The organism is Methylovirgula ligni, assembly GCF_004135935.1.
GTDB lineage: Bacteria > Pseudomonadota > Alphaproteobacteria > Rhizobiales > Beijerinckiaceae > Methylovirgula > Methylovirgula ligni.
The window spans coordinates 1,622,501-1,638,831 of record NZ_CP025086.1; the positions used below are offsets into that span (position 1 = coordinate 1,622,501).

At 61.3% G+C, this 16,331-nt stretch carries 11 protein-coding genes and 1 tRNA gene; 6 read left to right on the top strand and 6 right to left on the bottom strand.

Going from position 1 to position 16,331, the window contains the following annotated elements; all coding sequences use genetic code 11:
- The first annotated feature begins 249 nt into the window (after window positions 1-249).
- Window positions 250-3,747, top strand: a complete 3,498-nt coding sequence (locus CWB41_RS07780; RefSeq protein ID WP_115834818.1) for an indolepyruvate ferredoxin oxidoreductase family protein — start codon at window positions 250-252, stop codon at window positions 3,745-3,747.
- Between the two features lie 30 nt (window positions 3,748-3,777).
- Here CWB41_RS07780 and CWB41_RS07785 read toward each other — a convergent pair whose 3' ends face one another.
- Window positions 3,778-5,208: a homospermidine synthase gene (locus tag CWB41_RS07785; RefSeq protein WP_115834817.1), complete on the bottom strand. Its 1,431-nt coding sequence runs from the start codon at window positions 5,206-5,208 to the stop codon at window positions 3,778-3,780.
- Between the two features lie 179 nt (window positions 5,209-5,387).
- Window positions 5,388-6,131 carry a L,D-transpeptidase gene (locus CWB41_RS07790; RefSeq protein WP_115835452.1) on the bottom strand — a complete coding sequence of 248 codons (744 nt, stop codon included), beginning with the start codon at window positions 6,129-6,131 and terminating at the stop codon, window positions 5,388-5,390.
- Window positions 6,132-6,467: 336 nt separating this feature from the next.
- On the opposite strand from CWB41_RS07790, the gene CWB41_RS07795 reads away from it, so the two are divergent.
- A complete protein-coding gene (locus tag CWB41_RS07795; RefSeq protein ID WP_115834816.1) occupies window positions 6,468-6,647 on the top strand; it encodes a YdcH family protein in 180 nt (59 codons plus the stop codon).
- A gap of 127 nt (window positions 6,648-6,774) precedes the next feature.
- Window positions 6,775-6,851: transfer RNA gene (locus CWB41_RS07800), tRNA-Arg, on the top strand.
- Between the two features lie 86 nt (window positions 6,852-6,937).
- Here CWB41_RS07800 and CWB41_RS07805 read toward each other — a convergent pair.
- The 4 genes from CWB41_RS07805 to CWB41_RS07820 form a co-directional block, all read right to left on the bottom strand.
- On the bottom strand, window positions 6,938-8,230 hold the full coding sequence (locus CWB41_RS07805; RefSeq protein WP_115834815.1) for a c-type cytochrome: 1,293 nt from the start codon (window positions 8,228-8,230) through the stop codon (window positions 6,938-6,940).
- 42 nt (window positions 8,231-8,272) lie between these two features.
- Entirely contained in the window at window positions 8,273-10,429 is a 2,157-nt protein-coding gene (locus CWB41_RS07810; RefSeq protein ID WP_115834814.1) for a xanthine dehydrogenase family protein molybdopterin-binding subunit, read from the bottom strand.
- Window positions 10,430-10,439: 10 nt separating this feature from the next.
- Complete coding sequence (locus CWB41_RS07815) at window positions 10,440-10,892, bottom strand: (2Fe-2S)-binding protein (RefSeq protein ID WP_115834813.1); 453 nt, start codon at window positions 10,890-10,892, stop codon at window positions 10,440-10,442.
- Window positions 10,893-10,954: 62 nt separating this feature from the next.
- Window positions 10,955-11,467: a DUF302 domain-containing protein gene (locus tag CWB41_RS07820; RefSeq protein WP_342633721.1), complete on the bottom strand. Its 513-nt coding sequence runs from the start codon at window positions 11,465-11,467 to the stop codon at window positions 10,955-10,957.
- Between the two features lie 316 nt (window positions 11,468-11,783).
- Between CWB41_RS07820 and CWB41_RS07825 the strand changes: the two genes are divergently transcribed.
- The 3 genes from CWB41_RS07825 (at window position 11,784) to CWB41_RS07835 (ending at window position 16,087) form a co-directional block, all read left to right on the top strand.
- The gene (locus tag CWB41_RS07825) at window positions 11,784-12,809 is read left to right on the top strand and encodes an XdhC family protein (protein WP_115834811.1); all 1,026 of its coding nucleotides are present in this window, start codon (window positions 11,784-11,786) and stop codon (window positions 12,807-12,809) included.
- Window positions 12,806-13,429: a nucleotidyltransferase family protein gene (locus CWB41_RS07830; protein ID WP_115834810.1), complete on the top strand. Its 624-nt coding sequence runs from the start codon at window positions 12,806-12,808 to the stop codon at window positions 13,427-13,429. Before CWB41_RS07825 ends, CWB41_RS07830 begins: the two co-directional genes overlap by 4 nt.
- A 531-nt stretch (window positions 13,430-13,960) precedes the next feature.
- The gene (locus CWB41_RS07835) at window positions 13,961-16,087 is read left to right on the top strand and encodes a molybdopterin-containing oxidoreductase family protein (protein WP_115834809.1); all 2,127 of its coding nucleotides are present in this window, start codon (window positions 13,961-13,963) and stop codon (window positions 16,085-16,087) included.
- Window positions 16,088-16,331: the final 244 nt, after the last annotated feature.

Below are 16,331 nucleotides of genomic sequence, written 5' to 3' on the forward strand. Positions count from 1 at the left end.
GGAATCGCCACAGCGGATGTGAAACTGCACTTTGCCAGCCAAACTCTGGCCAAAGCGAGGCGCAGGGCCATCAAAGGCATGCGGACGCGCTGCTCGCGGCCCGCAAAACTGCGTTACAATCATTTACTTAGCGAAGTGTGGGCGATGCGGGTCGAAGGTGGGAAAGGGTTTGGAAGATCAATACGGCTGTTCTATACCGATAAGTCCCGTAGGGGCGGCCAGGATTCCTCGCCTGGGACAAGGGCACAGATGGTGGACGCGGGCAAAACGCCAGGGACGACGGCACCGCTTTCACTCGCGGATAGATTCGATCTCGCGCAAAACCGCATTTTCGTCTCCGGCCCGCAGGCGATCGTTCGCCTTCTTCTGATGCAAGCGGAAGTCGACCGCCGCGCCGGGCTCAAAACCGCCGGTTTCGTGTCCGGCTATCGTGGCTCGCCGCTCGGCGGCGTCGACCTCAATCTCGCCCGCGCCAAAAAGCAGCTTGAAGCGCGCGACATCCGCTTCGAGCCGGGCCTCAATGAAGATCTCGCCGCGACCGCCATCTGGGGCGCGCAGCAGGCGGAGATGCGCGGCGAAGGGCGTTTCGATGGCGTCTTCGGCCTCTGGTACGGCAAGGGGCCGGGCGTCGATCGCTCCGGCGATGTTCTGCGCCACGTCAATCTTGCGGGCACCTCGCGCTTCGGCGGCGTCCTCGCGTTGATGGGCGACGACCACACGGCTGAATCCTCGTCCACCGCACATCAATCGGAGTTTGCCTTCGTCGATGTGATGATTCCGATCCTCGCCCCCGCCGGGGTGCAGGAACTCCTCGATTACGGCCTCTATGGCTATGCGCTCAGCCGCTATTCGGGCTGCTGGGTCGGCCTTAAATGCCTCAAGGACACGGTCGAATCGACGGCCTCGGTCGATGCCGCGCCCGATCGAGTGCAGCCCGTCGTGCCGACGGATTTCTTCCTGCCGCCGGACGGGCTCAACATCCGCGCGCGCGATCCGGTGCTCGATCAGGAAAAGCGGCTGCAGAATTACAAGCGCGACGCCGTGCTGGCCTGGCTGCGCGCCAATAAGCTCAATCGCATCGTCATATCGGGTGGCGCCAAGCCGCGCCTCGGCATCATAGCCGCCGGTAAATCCTATCTCGATGTACGCCAGGCACTCGATGAACTCGGCATCGACGAGTTGCGCGCCAATGCGCTGGGTTTGCGAGTCTACAAGATCGCCTGTACCTGGCCGCTCGAGCCGCAAGGATTGCGCGAATTTGCGCAAGGTCTCGACAAGATCATTGTCGTCGAGGAAAAGCGGTCGCTGATCGAAAACCAGTTGCGCGACGAGCTTTACGGCAGCGCGCATCAGCCGGTCTGCGTTGGCAAGAAGGATGAAAAGGGCCGGACGCTCTTTCCCGTCGCCGGCGCGCTTGACGTCAATCCCATCGCTATCGCCATCGGCCGCCGCCTGCTTGAATTCAACCCGGGCCCGGAGCTTGAGGCGCGCGTCGCCCATCTCGAAAGCTTGCAGCGCGGGCTCACGAGCCTGAAAGACGCAGCGGTGCGCACGCCTTATTTCTGCTCGGGCTGCCCGCACAATACCTCGACCAAAGTGCCCGAGGGGATGCGCGCCTACGCCGGCATCGGCTGCCATTACATGGTCCAGGGCATGGACCGCGCCACCGAGGGCTACACCCACATGGGCGGCGAGGGCGCCAACTGGATCGGCGAGGCGCTGTTCTCGACGCGCGGCCACATCGTCCAGAATCTCGGTGACGGCACCTATAATCACTCCGGCGTTCTGGCGATCCGCTGGGCTATTGCCGCCGGCACCAACATCACCTTCAAGATCCTTTTCAACGATGCCGTCGCGATGACCGGCGGCCAGCAACTCGAAGGCGGATTGACGGTCGACAAAATCGTCCGCCAGGTGGCGGCCGAAGGCGCCCATCAAATTGTCGTCGTCACCGACGATTTGCAGAAATATCAGAATCTCGCGAACTGGCCGCGGGATGTCGAGGTCCGGCTGCGCGACGAACTCGATGCCGTGCAGCGCGAGCTTGCCGTGGTCGCGGGTACGACGGTCCTCGTCTACGATCAGACCTGTGCCGCGGAGAAGCGCCGCCGCCGCAAGCGCGGCGAATTCCCCGATCCGGACAAGCGCGTCTTCATCAACGATCTCGTCTGCGAGGGTTGCGGCGATTGCGGCAAGGTCTCGAACTGTGTCTCGCTGCAACCGCTCGAGACCGAGTTCGGCCGCAAGCGCGTTATCGACCAGGCGAGCTGCAACAAGGATTTCTCCTGCCTCGAAGGCTTCTGCCCGGCGATGGTGACCGTGCATGGCGCCAAGCTCAAAGTTGCCGGCATGAAATCGCCGGAGGCCGATGATTTTCCGCCGCTGCCGCAACCGGCGATCCCGCAGCTTGGCGACAAGCCTTTCGCCATTCTCATCACCGGCGTCGGCGGCACCGGGGTGGTGACCATCGGCGCCTTCCTCGCGATGGCGGCGCATCTTGAAGGCAAAATCTGCGGCTCGACAGATATGGCGGGGCTGGCGCAGAAGGGTGGCGCGGTTCAAAGCCATATCAAGATCGCGGCGCGGCCGGAGCAGATCCATGCCATCGGTATCGGCGCGGGCGGCGCCGATCTCATCATCGGCTGCGATCTGGTTGTCTCGGGTACCGCCAAGGCTCTCGCCGCGATAAGGCCCGGCGAAACCGGCGTCGTCATCAACACCGCCGAGACCTATCCCGGCGACTTCACCCGCGATCCCGATTTTACGCTGCCGGTCGCGGCGATCAAACAGGCGATCCAGAAGGCGGCGGCCAATCGTGCGGCGTTCTGTGACGCGACGAGTCTTGCAACAGCGCTGGTCGGCACATCGGTCGCCGCGAACATCTTCCTCGTCGGCTTCGCCTGGCAGCGCGGCCTGCTGCCCCTGTCGGAAGAAGCTCTGATGCGGGCAATCGAGATTGTCGGCGAATCCGTCGAGATGAACAAGCGCGCGTTCCTTTGGGGGCGCCGTGAAGCCTTCGCGCCGGATCGTGTCGCCGCTCTGTTGGCGCCGGCGCATGATCCGGCCTCATCGCGCGTCATCTCCGAAACCTTCGCGGAGAAATTCGCGCGGCGGCAGGCTTTCCTGACCGTGTATCAGAACCGTGCCTATGCCGAAAATTACGCGGCGCAGGTGGAACGCATCGCCGAGATCGAGCGGCGCATGGCCCCGGGAGAAATGCGGCTTGCGGTCGCGGTCGCCAAAAGCCTTTTCAAGCTGATGGCGGTGAAGGACGAATATGAGGTCGCGCGGCTCTACAGCGACGGCACGTTCACGCGCAGCATCGCCGCCGCCTTCGAGGGCGATATACGCATCACCTTCCATCTCGCGCCGCCGATTTTCGCACGCAAGCCGGGCACGGTCCGCAAATGGGCTTTCGGCCCCGCGATGATGCGGCTGTTCAAGATTCTCAGGCCGCTGAAGGTTTTGCGCGGCACGCCGCTGGATTTCTTCGGCTGGTCGAGCGAGCGGCGGCTCGAGCGCGAGCTGCGCGCCGATTACGAGAAGCTGCTTGACGAGATCGCCGCGAAACTGACGCCGGAGAATTACGAAAGCGCCGTCGCCTTGGCCGCGTTGCCGGAAAAAATCCGCGGCTTCGGCCATGTGAAATTGCAAAGCGTTGAAGTCGCGAGAGCGGAAGAGACAGCTCTGCTTGCGCAGTTCCGCGCCGAAAACCTGCCTCAGCCGGTCAAGCTGGCGGCCGAATAGGACCGTTGCGCTTGTCCGGTTCGCGCGTCCTCAACGTACAATCACATTGGCGAACTGCCAGGGATCGTCCTTGTCGAGCTCTTCGGCGAAGTACCTGGCGCGGTCGGTGAGCGGCGTCCAGTCGGTATAGGTGCCGATCACCGGCTGGAGATAGGGCAGTTGCACTTCGAGGCAGCGGTGGAAATCCACTTCGTCGGCCTCGACAATTCCGGCGCGCGGATTTTCCAGTGCCCAGACCATGCCGGCGAGCACGGCGGAGCTGACTTGCAGGCCAGTCGCGTTCTGATAGGGCGCGATGCGGCGTGTCTCCTCGATCGACAACTGCGAGCCATACCAATAGGCGTTCTTGGCGTGGCCGTAGAGCAGCACGCCGAGTTCGTCGATACCATCGACGATCTCGTTCTCGCCGAGAATGTGCCAATCGTCCTGCTGCTTCCATTGCGCGCCGGCCATTTCGTCGAGCGAGAGCACGGCGTCGTCGGCGGGGCGATAGGCGTAATGCACCGTCGGCCGATAGACGACCTCGCCATCCTCGCGCAGCGTCAGATAATCGGCGATCGAGATCGATTCATTATGCGTGACGAGAAAGCCGTGCTGCGGCCCCGGCGTTGGCGTCCAGGAGCGCACCCGCGTGCCGGCGCCCGGCCGCAGCAGATAGATCGCGCAGTCCGGGCCATACTCATGACGGCGGCCCTCTGGCGGCAAATGCTTTTCATGCGTGCCCCAGCCGAGCTCGGCGGGTTGCAGGCCCTCCGAGACGAAGCCTTCGACCGACCAGGTGTTGACGAAGACACCCATCGGCTTCGGCGTCTTGGCGCGCTGGGTGTCGCGTTCGGCGATGTGGATGCCCTTGACGCCAACGCCTTTCGCCAGTCGTGCCCATTCCTCGCGCGTCTTGGGCTCCGGCGCCGTGATGCCGAGATCCTTGGCGACATTCAGCAGGGCTTGTTTGACGAACCAGGAGACCATGCCCGGATTCGCGCCGCAGCAGGAAATGGCGGTCGGCCCGGCGCCGAGCGCGTCGCGCTGGTCGAGTATCTCCTGGCGCAACGCATAGTTCGAACGCTGCGACTGGGTGAGGCGCGGATCGTCGTAGAAGCCCGGCCAGGGCTCGGCGACCGTGTCGATATAGAGCGCGCCGACCTCATGCGCGAGACGCATGATCGCGGCGGAGGAGACCTCGACGGACAGGTTGACGATGAAGGGTTGACCGGACCCGTTGGTCAGCAGCGGCTTCAGCAGATCGACAAAATTCTCGCGTGTCACGGCCTTCTGGATGAAGGCGATGCCGCGCTCGTCGAGCAGATGCCGGTCCGTGTCGACGGGGTCGATGACGGTGAAGCGCGACTTGTCGAAGTGAAAGTGACGCTCGATCAGGGGCAGGGTGCCGCGCCCGATCGATCCGAAGCCGATCATGACAACAGGGCCGGTAATCGTGCCGTGGATCGGCCAATTCTGCATCGTCAATCTCCAGGGAAGAGTTTGCTCCAGGGGAAGAGCTTGCTCCAAAGGAAGAGCGTGGCGCGAAACGCGTTGCGCGCCTTAAATGCGAGATGACGGGGAAGGTCAAGAATGTGCTGCGGCGCAGCGCAAGAAAAAGGCCCTTCACCCGGGGAATGGGTAAAGGGCCACGAGATTTGTTACAGTACGATGACTTTGGTGCCCACCGCGACGCGGTTGTAAAGGTCCATCACGTCACCATTCATCATGCGGATGCAGCCGGATGAGACCGCCTGGCCGATCGTGTCCGGCTCGTTGGTGCCGTGAATGCGATAGAGCGTGTCCTTGCCGTTCTCCCACAAGTACATCGCGCGGGCGCCGAGCGGATTGCCGAGACCGCCGTCCATCTCTTGCGGCAGGTCAGGGCGGCGCTGAAGCATATCAGAGGGCGGGAACCATTTCGGCCATTCCTGCTTGCTGTGGACCTCGGCGACGCCCTTCCAGGCGAAGCCTTCGCGGCCGACACCGATGCCATATTGCAAGGCCCGGCCGTCGCCCTCGACGAGATAGAGATGGCGCGTATTGGTGTCGACGATGATCGTGCCCGGCTTCTCGTTGGTGGGGAAGTCGACTTCCTGGCGCGTGTGTTTGCCGACTGCGGCGGCATCATCGTCCGGCGGCGGGTTATAGGGCGCGCTGTCCGGGCTCACCCGTTGCGGCGGGCTGGCATAGCCGCGCTGGTCCGGCGGCACATAGGCGTCCGGCGGTTCGGGCTGCGGCTCGCCGTAGTTCTGGCCCGGCTGGCCGCCGCCCGGATAGGGCGGGTAGCCATAATTCGGGGAATTCGCCTGATAGCCGTTGTTGTAATGCCATTGCGCCAGAGCCGGCACGCACAGCAAGCCGACGGCAGTGATCGCGGACAGCGCCAGAACGCTCAATCTCATCTTCGAATGCATCGAATCGACCCCCAAGCCCCTTCAAGCGAAGCTAGCGTAAAAAAGCGGCGAAACGCAGAATGTGCTGGACCGCACATGGTGTTTCTAACCCGCGCTATCATCAACAAAATAGCGCTTGCCTCTGGCTTGCGCTGCCCCGATCACGCGGCTTTGAATCATGCTGTGCTCAAGCTGATGATGCAAGAGTTAACAAAGGTTTAGCGGCTGCGTCGCCGCGGGGCGGGTGAGGCGCGAATTTTTTCGATGCACCCCGGGCAAGGCCCTTGCCGCCGACCAATCCTGTGTCACACTACCTTCGTGGACGCGTCTGCCAAGGAGCCAAGCATGTCTTTGGAAAGCCATCTCGCAGAGCTTGAACGCCGTCACGATGCTCTTGATCGCGACATCGCGCGTGAATGGTGCCATCCCTCGGTTGACGAGGTGAAGCTGGCACAACTCAAGCGGCGAAAGCTTCACCTCAAGGACGAGATCGCCAAGCTGCGAAGCGTCGAGACGCTGCATTAAAAGTCTAACCTGCCGACGATAGGTGGCCGCACGTTCGGCTCGCCCGCCAGTCTGGCGAGTGCGAATTGCTGCATTGTGGCCGCGCGGCGGATCAGCTAGAAGTTTGCCGCGCCGCTGTGCGCCCCAGGCACCCGTAGCTCAGCTGGATAGAGCGCTGCCCTCCGAAGGCAGAGGTCACAGGTTCGAATCCTGTCGGGTGCGCCAGTTTTACTGCTCTTTCGCAGCAAAAACAGGGCTTTGAATGCGCTGGCGGGCGCAGCCTGATGCCGCAACAGAGACGACAATCGCACTCACTGCGAGGCCTCGAGAGTCTTGGTCGGCGCATTCTTGCGCACCTTATGGACTTGATCGGCCGTGAGATGGCAGGCGGTTTGGCCAAATTGCGCGCAGGTGTAATTGGCGACCGCCGCCAATTCCTCATCCGTATAGGCGCTCGTAAACGCGTGCATGAACATCAGCCCCTGCGAAGTCTTGATCTGCGTTCCCTGAGCCAGCACCTGAAGCAGATTGTTGGCGTCGGGATCGCCGGTCGTGTGCGAGCCGGCTAGCGCCGCCCAGGGCGACTGGCGCCCGTGACCGCTCGGCAAATGGCAGCCGGCGCAGGCTTCGACAAAGATGTGCGCGCCAAGCGGATTCTTGCCCGCTTCAGCCGGCGCCCCGCGCCCCACGGCAGGCGGCCCATCGGGCTGCGGTGGGATGCTGCGCAAATAGGTGACCATCGCGCGGATGTCGTCGGCGCTCAGATAGCGCAAACTAAATCCGATGACCTCCGCCATCGGCCCCGACGCCGGTCCGCGCCCTTCGGCGTGACCGGTCGAGAGATATTGCGCCAATTGCGCGTCGCTCCAGCCGCCGACCCCATGATCGGGATCGCTGGTAAGATTATAGGCGAGCCAGCCGACCTGTTTCGTACCGGCAAATTTACGGCTGTCATCCAGACCTTGCAGCAGATTGCGTGGCGTGTGGCATTCGCCGCAATGGCCCAGAGGCCCGATGAGATAGGCGCCGCGATTCCAGGTGGCATCCTTGGAGGCATCCGCCTCGAAGCGATGGCCCGGGACGAACAGGAGCTTCCAGGCCCGCATCAGATAGCGCTGGTTGAATGGGAATTTCAGGTCGTTGGCAGGTGGCGTCGCGGCGACTGGCTTGACGGTCGCGAGATAGGCCCGGATCGCCAGCGCATCGTCGTCCGTCAGCAAGGCATAAGACGCATAGGGAAATGCCGGATAAAGGTCTTCGCCATTGCGTCCGATACCGTGATGCAGGGCGCGCACGAATTCCGCGTTGCTCCATGCGCCGATGCCATGCTCGCGATCCGGCGTGAGGTTCGGCGCATAAAGTGTCCCGAACGGCAGATCGAACGCACGGCCGCCTGCGAAAGACTCGCCGCCGGGATTTGTGTGGCAGGCTTCGCAATCGGCGGCCCTTGTCAGATATTCGCCACGCGCGACCAGCGCCGCACCTGTCGGCGCGGCCGCACTTGCTGTCACGGGTTCGAGCCCGGCGGGTATGAGGAAGAACGCCGCCGCGGCGATGACGGCGAGAGCAACAAGACCAAACGCGAAGGCGAGCCACTTTTTCATGCGCGAGCGTCCATCCTCACAATGGGACTATGGTGCTGTCTGCTAGGTTCCGCTCAATTGCCCGCGCCCGAATGGAAGCCGGCGCAATCTTTTACCCGTGGCAGCGAAAATAGCGTTGCCCAGGGCTGGCGCCGCGGCCGCCGTTCCTGTCTCGCCAATGCCGCCGGGCTTTTCGCTGTTGCGGATCTGATAGACTTCGATCTTCGGCGCTTCGTTGATGCGCATCGCGCGGTAATCGTGGAAGTTGCTCTGGTCGATCGCGCCGCCGGTCAGCGTGATCTCGTTGTACATGGCCGTGCCGAGACCAAGGATGAGACCGCCCTGAATCTGCGCCTGGACCGTGTCGGGATTGACGGTCATGCCGCAATCGATCGCGACGACGGCGCGGCGCACGCTGATCTCGCCGGGCGGCGTCACTTCCACTTCGAGCACGCAGCAAAGGTAGCTGCCGAACGCGAACTGCAACTCGACACCGCGTCCGGTGCCGCGCGGCAGGGGACTGCCCCAGTCGGACTTCTCCGCCGCGAGATTGAGGACCGCGAGGGCCCGCGGATTCGTCTTGAGCATGCCGCGCCGAAATTCGACCGGGTCCTGCTTGGCGGCGTGGGCCAATTCGTCAATGAAGCTTTCAACGACGAAGAGATTATGCGTCGGGCCAACGCCACGCCACCAGCTTGTGTTCATCGCCCGTGGTTCGTCGCGGACATAGTCCACATATTCATTGGGAATTTCGTAAGGCGTCTCAGCCGCGCATAAGACGGCATCGTCATCGAGGCCGTTTTTGAAAGCGGGCGGCGCCCAGCGCGCGAGAATAGACGGGCCGGTGACGCGATGCGTACGGCCGACGAGTTTCCCGTCCGCATCGAGGCCGGCGGCGACACGATCGTAATAATAGGGCCGATAATAATCGTGGCGCAGGTCTTCCTCACGCGTCCACACGAGCTTGACCGGATAGGAGACGTGTTTGGCGATCGAGGCCGCGACTTCGACGCTATCAATGTCGAGCCGCCGGCCGAAGGCACCGCCCATGAGCTGATTGTGGACCGTCACCTTGTCTTGCGGCAGGCCGGCGACCTTGGCGACCGCCTTTTGCGCCCGCACCGGAACTTGGGTGCCGAGCCAGATTTCAGCGCTATCCGGCTTGATATGCAGCGTGCAATTCAGCGGCTCCATTGGCGAATGCGACAGAAACGGCGATTGATAGATTGCCGAAAGCTGCGTCGCCGCGCCCCTGATCGCTGCGGCCGCATCGCCTTCCTTCTTGGCCACGACGCCTTTGTTGTGCGACGCCCGATCCATCGTGGATATGATCGTTTCGAGCGTCACATCGCCGTTCTCTCCGGCGTCCCACTTGAGATTGAGCGCTTCGAGACCCTGCTTCGCCGCCCACATGTGATCGCCGATCACGGCGACCGCATCGCCCTCGTCATTGCGGATGACATCCTGGACACCAGGCACATGACGCGCCGCCGCCTCGTCCATGCTGGCGAGCTTACCGCCCTTGACAGGGGTGATCGCGACGGTCCCGAAACGCATGTTGGGGACGATGATGTCGATACCGTAGATCGCAGTCCCATTGACCTTGGACGGTGTATCAATCCGTTTGGCGCTGGTGCCGATCAGTTTGAATTGCGATGGATCCTTAAGCTTGACGTTCGCCGGCACCGGCAATTGCGCGGCGTCGCTCACGACATCGCCGTAAGCAAGTGATCGGCCGGTCGCGTCATGAATGACGCCGCGTTCGACCCGGCATGTCGCGGGGTCGACATTCCAGCGCTTGGCCGCCGCGGCCACCATTAATGTGCGCGCGACCGCCGCAGCCTCGCGTAAACGCACCCAGTCGGCCCGCGTTGATACCGAGCCGCCTGTCGCTTCGTCGCCGAGAATAGGATCGATGTAGTGTTTGATATCCGGCGGCGCCGTCTCGACCGCAATTTGATCCAAGCCGACATCGAGTTCCTCGCCCATCAGCATGGCAGAACTCGTGTAGATTCCCTGCCCGAACTCGGTGTGCGGCAGGATGAGGGTGATCGTTCCATGCGTATCGATGCGCACGAAAGCGTTGGGTGCGAGATCCATGGCGCCGGGCGCCGCCGTAGCGCGTGCAAGGCTCGGCAGATGCAGGCCAAGCAACAGGCCGCCGCCCGCTGCTGCACCGGCCTTCAGCACAAACCGCCGTGAGGGCATGTCATATCCCATGGCTGCCTCCCTAAACCGACGCGGCCGCGTGAATGGCCTCGCGAATACGGACATAAGTCCCGCAACGGCAGATGTTGCCCGACATTGCGGCATCGATATCGGCGTCGGTCGGATGCGGAGTCTGGTTCAAGAGCGCCGTGGCCGACATGATTTGCCCGGACTGGCAATAGCCGCATTGCACGACTTCTTTATCGAGCCAGGCCTGCTGGATTTTGTGGCCGTTCGGCGTCTGCCCCACCGCTTCGATCGTCGTCACCTGCCGCGCACCGATCGCACTCACCGGCAACAGGCAGGAGCGCACGGGCTGACCCGCCAGATGGACGGTGCAGGCGCCGCATTGGGCGATCCCGCAGCCGAACTTTGTGCCTGTCATGCCCAGAACGTCGCGCAGAACCCAGAGCAAAGGCATGTCATCTGGCACGTCGACCTGGTGCGATTGACCGTTGATCGATAGAACTTTCATGCTTCCGTCCTCACGCATTATGTGTGTCGGGTCAGATACGATTCATTGACTGCAGCGCGGTGTCATTTGGCGGCATGTTCCAAAGCCAGCTTCAGTTCGTCATCAAGCTTGTGGGCCACCTCGTTGACCTGAGCGTCGCCGAATTGTCCGAAAAGGGTTGACGGCTTGTCGTACTCGAAAGTCGCGCCGCCATCAGCATTCTCGTACAGCACAAAACGAAGCGGCGCGTAGAGCGCAGCCTGCAATCTGTGCCGGGTCATCAGTGATGCGGTAATTGGATTGCCAATATCGTATTGGACAGCGTTGCGTGCACCGCCCTCCGCCTGCAGGAGTGCGCCATGATCGCGCTTCAAGAAGATAAAGAGCGGCGCACCATGTTCCAGCGCTTGGGCCTGCTTCAGATTACCCGCCGTCAGAGCGGCAACGATCTTCGGGTCGAGCTGCGGAACCTCCGCTTCGAGCGTAGCCTTTGCACGCGCGAATGTCTTTGTCGAGACGATCCGAACGTGTTCGACTTGCTCCATCGTGACGGTGAGACTGGGGTTTGCCAACGCGACGTTTGTCGTGCTGACCACCAAGATGGGCAGAAGATTCAGCGAGCTACTAAACACCGACGAACGGTATCAGATGCCGCTCCTTTTTGTAACCTGACGCGCAGCATTTATTGCTGTAGCGATGAGGGAATAGCTTTCCATATTTGCGCGAATTTTTGTACGCGCCTTGGGCGACACCGCTCAAGTGAAAGCTTGAAGAAAATGAATATTCCCGCTTTTATGTCTGCTCAAAAGCCGACTGCAGCAACGCGAATGCAATCCGGATCTGTTCGCGAGGGTGACACGCACTCCTTCTGAGACCTGCCTGCAACGCTGCTTACTTTCGTGAGGCTCTTCCATGCTCGTATCCGATGCAGAAATCCTCCAAACCGCGCTCGACTGGCATACGCGCGGCCGCAAAGTCGCAATCGCAACGGTCATCGAAACATGGGGATCGGCACCGCGCCCCGTTGGAAGCCAATTGGTAGTCGATGCCGATGGCCATTTTGTCGGTTCCGTCTCGGGCGGTTGCGTGGAGGCAGATGTCATTGCTGACGCGCTGGATGTCATTGCTGACGGCCAGCCGTGTATGCGCGAGTTCGGCGTCAGCGACGAAACGGCCTGGCGGGCGGGATTGTCATGCGGTGGCCGGATCAAGATTTTCGTTGCGCGGGTCGATTTGATACACGCACGCGCGCTCTCTGAACTCTGCGCCCTTGAGCGTGCGCGCCATGCATCTGTGCTTGTCACCGATATCGCCACTGGCGCGCTGCGCATCGTGAGCGATAGCGAACTTGAACAGGATCCGCTTGGGATACAATTGCGTGCGCACTTGAGCCGCGGAAAAAGCGGGCTGGTCGAAGCAACCGGCAGGTCGCTCTTTCTACGTGTGAATGTTCCGCGGCTTCGGATGATCGTGCTCGGTGCCGTTCACATCGCGCAGGCGCTGGCGCCCATTGCAAAGCTTGCGGGTTACGATGTCACGGTGATTGATCCGCGCAGCGCTTTCGCTACGCAGGAAAGATTTGCTGGCGTCAATGTAATAGTCGAATGGCCTGAACGGGTTTTCGTCGATCAAAGACTCGACCGCTATACCGCGATGGTCGTTCTGTCGCACGTTCCGGCCATCGACGACCCGGGCATCACCGCAGCCTTGGCTGCGGATTGCTTTTACATTGGCGCTTTGGGATCACGCAAAACCAATGCGGCTCGGTTAGATCGTCTGCGAGGGCAGAACATTTCAGAGGCCGCGCTTGCGCGTATACATGCGCCCATAGGGCTCGATATAGGTGCCGCCAGCGCGGGCGAAATCGCCATCGCGATCATTGCCGAAGTGATCGCATCGAAGCGGCAAAAGCCTTTGCGCTTTGAAGAAGCGGCGTGAGCCGTATCGCGGCCCTCATTCTGGCGGCAGGCCGGTCCACGCGCTTCGCCCAGGGCGCGGCGACGACAAAAGCCGTCGCTACGTTTGCGGGGACGCCAATGGTATGCCGCGTCGCTGGAGCGGCGTTGGAATCGCGTGCGCGTCCCGTCGTGGTGGTCACAGGACATGCGGCAGACTCGATATTGGCTGCGCTCAAAGATTATGACTTGCAATTCGTTCATGCGGAGGACCATGCCGAAGGTCTATCGTGTTCACTGCGGAAAGGCGTGGCCGCCTTGCCGCGTGACGCTGATGGCGTCGTCGTGTTGCTCGCTGATATGCCGCTGATCTCGTCGACGTTGATCGATGATTTGATCAACGTTTTCGAAACAACACCCAGCGCCGCTGCAATTGTGCCTACCTTTGCTGGACGTCGCGGCAACCCGGTCCTCCTGGGACGGCGGCTTTTTCCCGCGGTCGCAAGGCTCGAGGCTGACCGCGGGGCCGGCCCTCTACTCGTGCACGCCGAAGGCGTTATCGAGCATCCCGTGGCGAACGCATCTATTCACGCCGATGTCGATACGAAGGAAGACCTACGGCGTCTCCGAGCGGAGAGCGGCCCGCGATCACGTCCCGTCTGACAGAATTACGGCGATGTGCGATGTCCAGATGATAAGAATGATGTGTCGCTTCTGAAAACCCAGGCTCCACGCGTGTCGTGCCCACCGGAATTGAGCGCTTGGCGGCGAAAAGGCTCGCTTGCATCATGTCCGCTTTAGAGAAATCGGCGGCTCCATATTAAGTGACCGAGATGGGCGCGAAGCTGTCGTTTCGCGAGGGTGATGGTACTGGCGCAGAAGGTGCTGAGTACACTTTTCGCCAAACGCACCAAGCACTTCTTCCTGCACTGACAGCGCCAAGCGCTGGATAAATGATTCCGATTCGAATGTAACCCGTCAACAACCGTTGCTGAAACGGGGACGGGTGACAGTTCTGGGCCGCGAGCCGTCAGTCCGCTTTCGGCCGACAGGCAGGTCGAAGCGATCAGCGGAGCTGAGACTTGGGAGATCAGATTAGCTCTTCCTCCGGATCAAAATATGCGCTCTTGTTCGTAGCTCATGCATTGAAGAGGCCCGCACGACAACAGAGGCCAACTTTTCATGGAGGAAGCTATGAACGAGATAATACAGGACGGGGTTTTCTTCGGCGGCTGTCCTCATGATTGTCCCGACACCTGTTCGATGCTTTTCGAGGTGCGGGATGGCGTACTCCAAAGCGTGCGCGGCAACCCCGACCACCCTATGACCCGCGGCGGTCTATGCGTGAAACTGAAGGATTACGAGAAGCGCCACTACCATCCCGATCGCATCCTCTACCCGATGCGTCGTATCGGGCCGAAAGGTAGCAAGCAGTTCCAGCGGATCACCTGGGACGAGGCCCTCAACGAAATTGTTGCCCGCTGGAAGGCTATCATCGCTGAATACGGTCCTCAGGCGATCATTCCTTACAGCTATCTCGGCCACCAGGGCCTCGTGCATGGGCTGAATGGGGGCGATGCTTTCTTCAACAAGCTGGGCGCGACGGTCTGCGAACGCACGTTCTGCGGCGAGGGCTCATGTACGGCATGGCTGCTCACGGTCGGCCCGACCGCCGGGCTCGACCCCGAGAGCTACATCCATTCGAAGTACATCGTGATCTGGGCGTGCAACAGCGTCAGCACCAATCTGCATCATTGGGCGATCGTCCGGGACGCGCAGAAGAATGGTGCGAAGGTTGTGGTCATAGACGCCTATGCATCGCGAACGGCAAAGGCCGCGGACTGGCATATTTGCCCCAAGCCCGGCACCGATGGTGCCCTTGCCATGGCGTTGATCAATTCGATCATTGAACAAGGATTGGCCGACAGGGATTATGTCGAGAAATACACAGTCGGCTTCGAAGAGCTGAGGGAGCGCGCAAGGACCTGCACGCCCGAATGGGCGGAACCGATCACCGGCGTCGCGGCAGCCGACATCCGCAAGCTCGCCTATGAACTCGCGACCGAGCAGCCGGCTGCGATCCGCATGGGCGTCGCGCTCGAGCGCCATTATGGTGGCGGGCAGACCATTCGTGCCGTGACCTGCATTCCGGCTTTGACCGGCGCGTGGCGCCACGTCGGCGGCGGCGTCACCCAATTCCCGGTCTGGGAACATCCCTATAAATTCGACGTCATCTGCCGCCCGGATCTTATCCCGCAAGGCACGCGCGTCGTGAACAACCTTCAGATCGGTCGCGCGCTTACGGGCGAAATTCCGCTCGATCCGCCGATCATGTCGATGATGTGCTGGAATTCGAACCCGGTGACCCAGGCTCCGGAGACTGATAAAATCGTAGCAGGTCTGATGCGCGAGGATTTGTTCCTTGTCTCGGCCGAGCATTTCATCTCCGACACAGCGTCCTATGCGGACATCGTCTTACCGGCTTCGATGGGCGCAGAGATGGAAGACATGATCCTCTCCTGGGGTCACCTCTACCTCACTTACAACGCCAAATGTGCGGACTCGCCCGGAGAAGCCATCCCGAACAACGAGATTTTCCGTCGCCTTGCCGCGCGTTTCGGCTTCGAAGAAGAAAACTTCAAGTGGACCGACTCGGAATGCCTCGAACATTACGTCGACTGGAACTCGCCGGCCTGTGAAGGCATCGATCTCGACTACCTTCGTCGACATGGCTACGCGCGTTTGAAGGTCGGCACGCCGGACGATCGCGCACCGCATAAGGAAGGCAATTTCCCGACGCCGACGGGCAAGTGCCACTTTCTCGTCGAGGGCGCGAAGAACTTCGTCGCGCCGCCGTTCCGCCAGATGTACGAGGACTTCCAGCCCGGCGAGGATATCGATCCGCTTCCGAACTATGTCGGTCCGAGAGAATCACACGCGAACGATCCTGAGCTCGCCAAGCGGTTCCCGCTCAACATCGTCTCTCCGAAGAGCCACGGCTTTCTGAATTCCTGCTATGCGAACATGGAGCAGAAGCTGCAGGGTCAGGGCGAGCAGTTCGTTATGATCAACCAGCGTGATGCCGACGTCCGCGGCATCGTCAACGGCGACCGCGTCCAGGTCGCGAATTCTCGCGGTGCCTTCAAGGCCGTCGCGCGCATTACGGATGACGTTAAATTCGGCGTCGTCGTAGCGACGCTTGGCTATTGGCGCCAGCTTAACGATGGTACCGTGAACAGCATCAGCTCGGCCGCATTTACCGACATGGGTCACGCACCCTCCTTTTCCGATAATTTGGTGGAGGTCACCCGCGCGAATTAAAGTTGGCCCCGGTTGCGCGCCATTTCCAAATATGAAATTTGCTCCAGCAGCACCGAATAGCCGCTCGCGCGTCGCCTCCGTGCTCGGTTACGATTTCGTCGATGCCAGCCGCGAGCAAACCGTCATCGTTCGCCGCAGCCTGGTCAGCCAGTGGCGCTTGCATTTTCCTGCTCACATGTTCACTCTATGTTCTCGGGTGAAAATGCTATGCCTTTGGGTAAGAATCGAGTCGATTTGAAAGTGG

Excerpts from the sequence above, each read along its gene's own strand:
- CWB41_RS07780 (WP_115834818.1), top strand. The coding sequence starts at position 250 with ATGGTGGACGCGGGCAAAACGCCAGGGACGACGGCACCGCTTTCACTC.
- CWB41_RS07785 (WP_115834817.1), bottom strand. The coding sequence starts at position 5,208 with ATGCAGAATTGGCCGATCCACGGCACGATTACCGGCCCTGTTGTCATG.
- CWB41_RS07790 (WP_115835452.1), bottom strand. The coding sequence starts at position 6,131 with ATGAGATTGAGCGTTCTGGCGCTGTCCGCGATCACTGCCGTCGGCTTG.
- CWB41_RS07795 (WP_115834816.1), top strand. The coding sequence starts at position 6,468 with ATGTCTTTGGAAAGCCATCTCGCAGAGCTTGAACGCCGTCACGATGCT.
- CWB41_RS07805 (WP_115834815.1), bottom strand. The coding sequence starts at position 8,230 with ATGAAAAAGTGGCTCGCCTTCGCGTTTGGTCTTGTTGCTCTCGCCGTC.
- CWB41_RS07810 (WP_115834814.1), bottom strand. The coding sequence starts at position 10,429 with ATGGGATATGACATGCCCTCACGGCGGTTTGTGCTGAAGGCCGGTGCA.
- CWB41_RS07815 (WP_115834813.1), bottom strand. The coding sequence starts at position 10,892 with ATGAAAGTTCTATCGATCAACGGTCAATCGCACCAGGTCGACGTGCCA.
- CWB41_RS07825 (WP_115834811.1), top strand. The coding sequence starts at position 11,784 with ATGCTCGTATCCGATGCAGAAATCCTCCAAACCGCGCTCGACTGGCAT.
- CWB41_RS07835 (WP_115834809.1), top strand. The coding sequence starts at position 13,961 with ATGAACGAGATAATACAGGACGGGGTTTTCTTCGGCGGCTGTCCTCAT.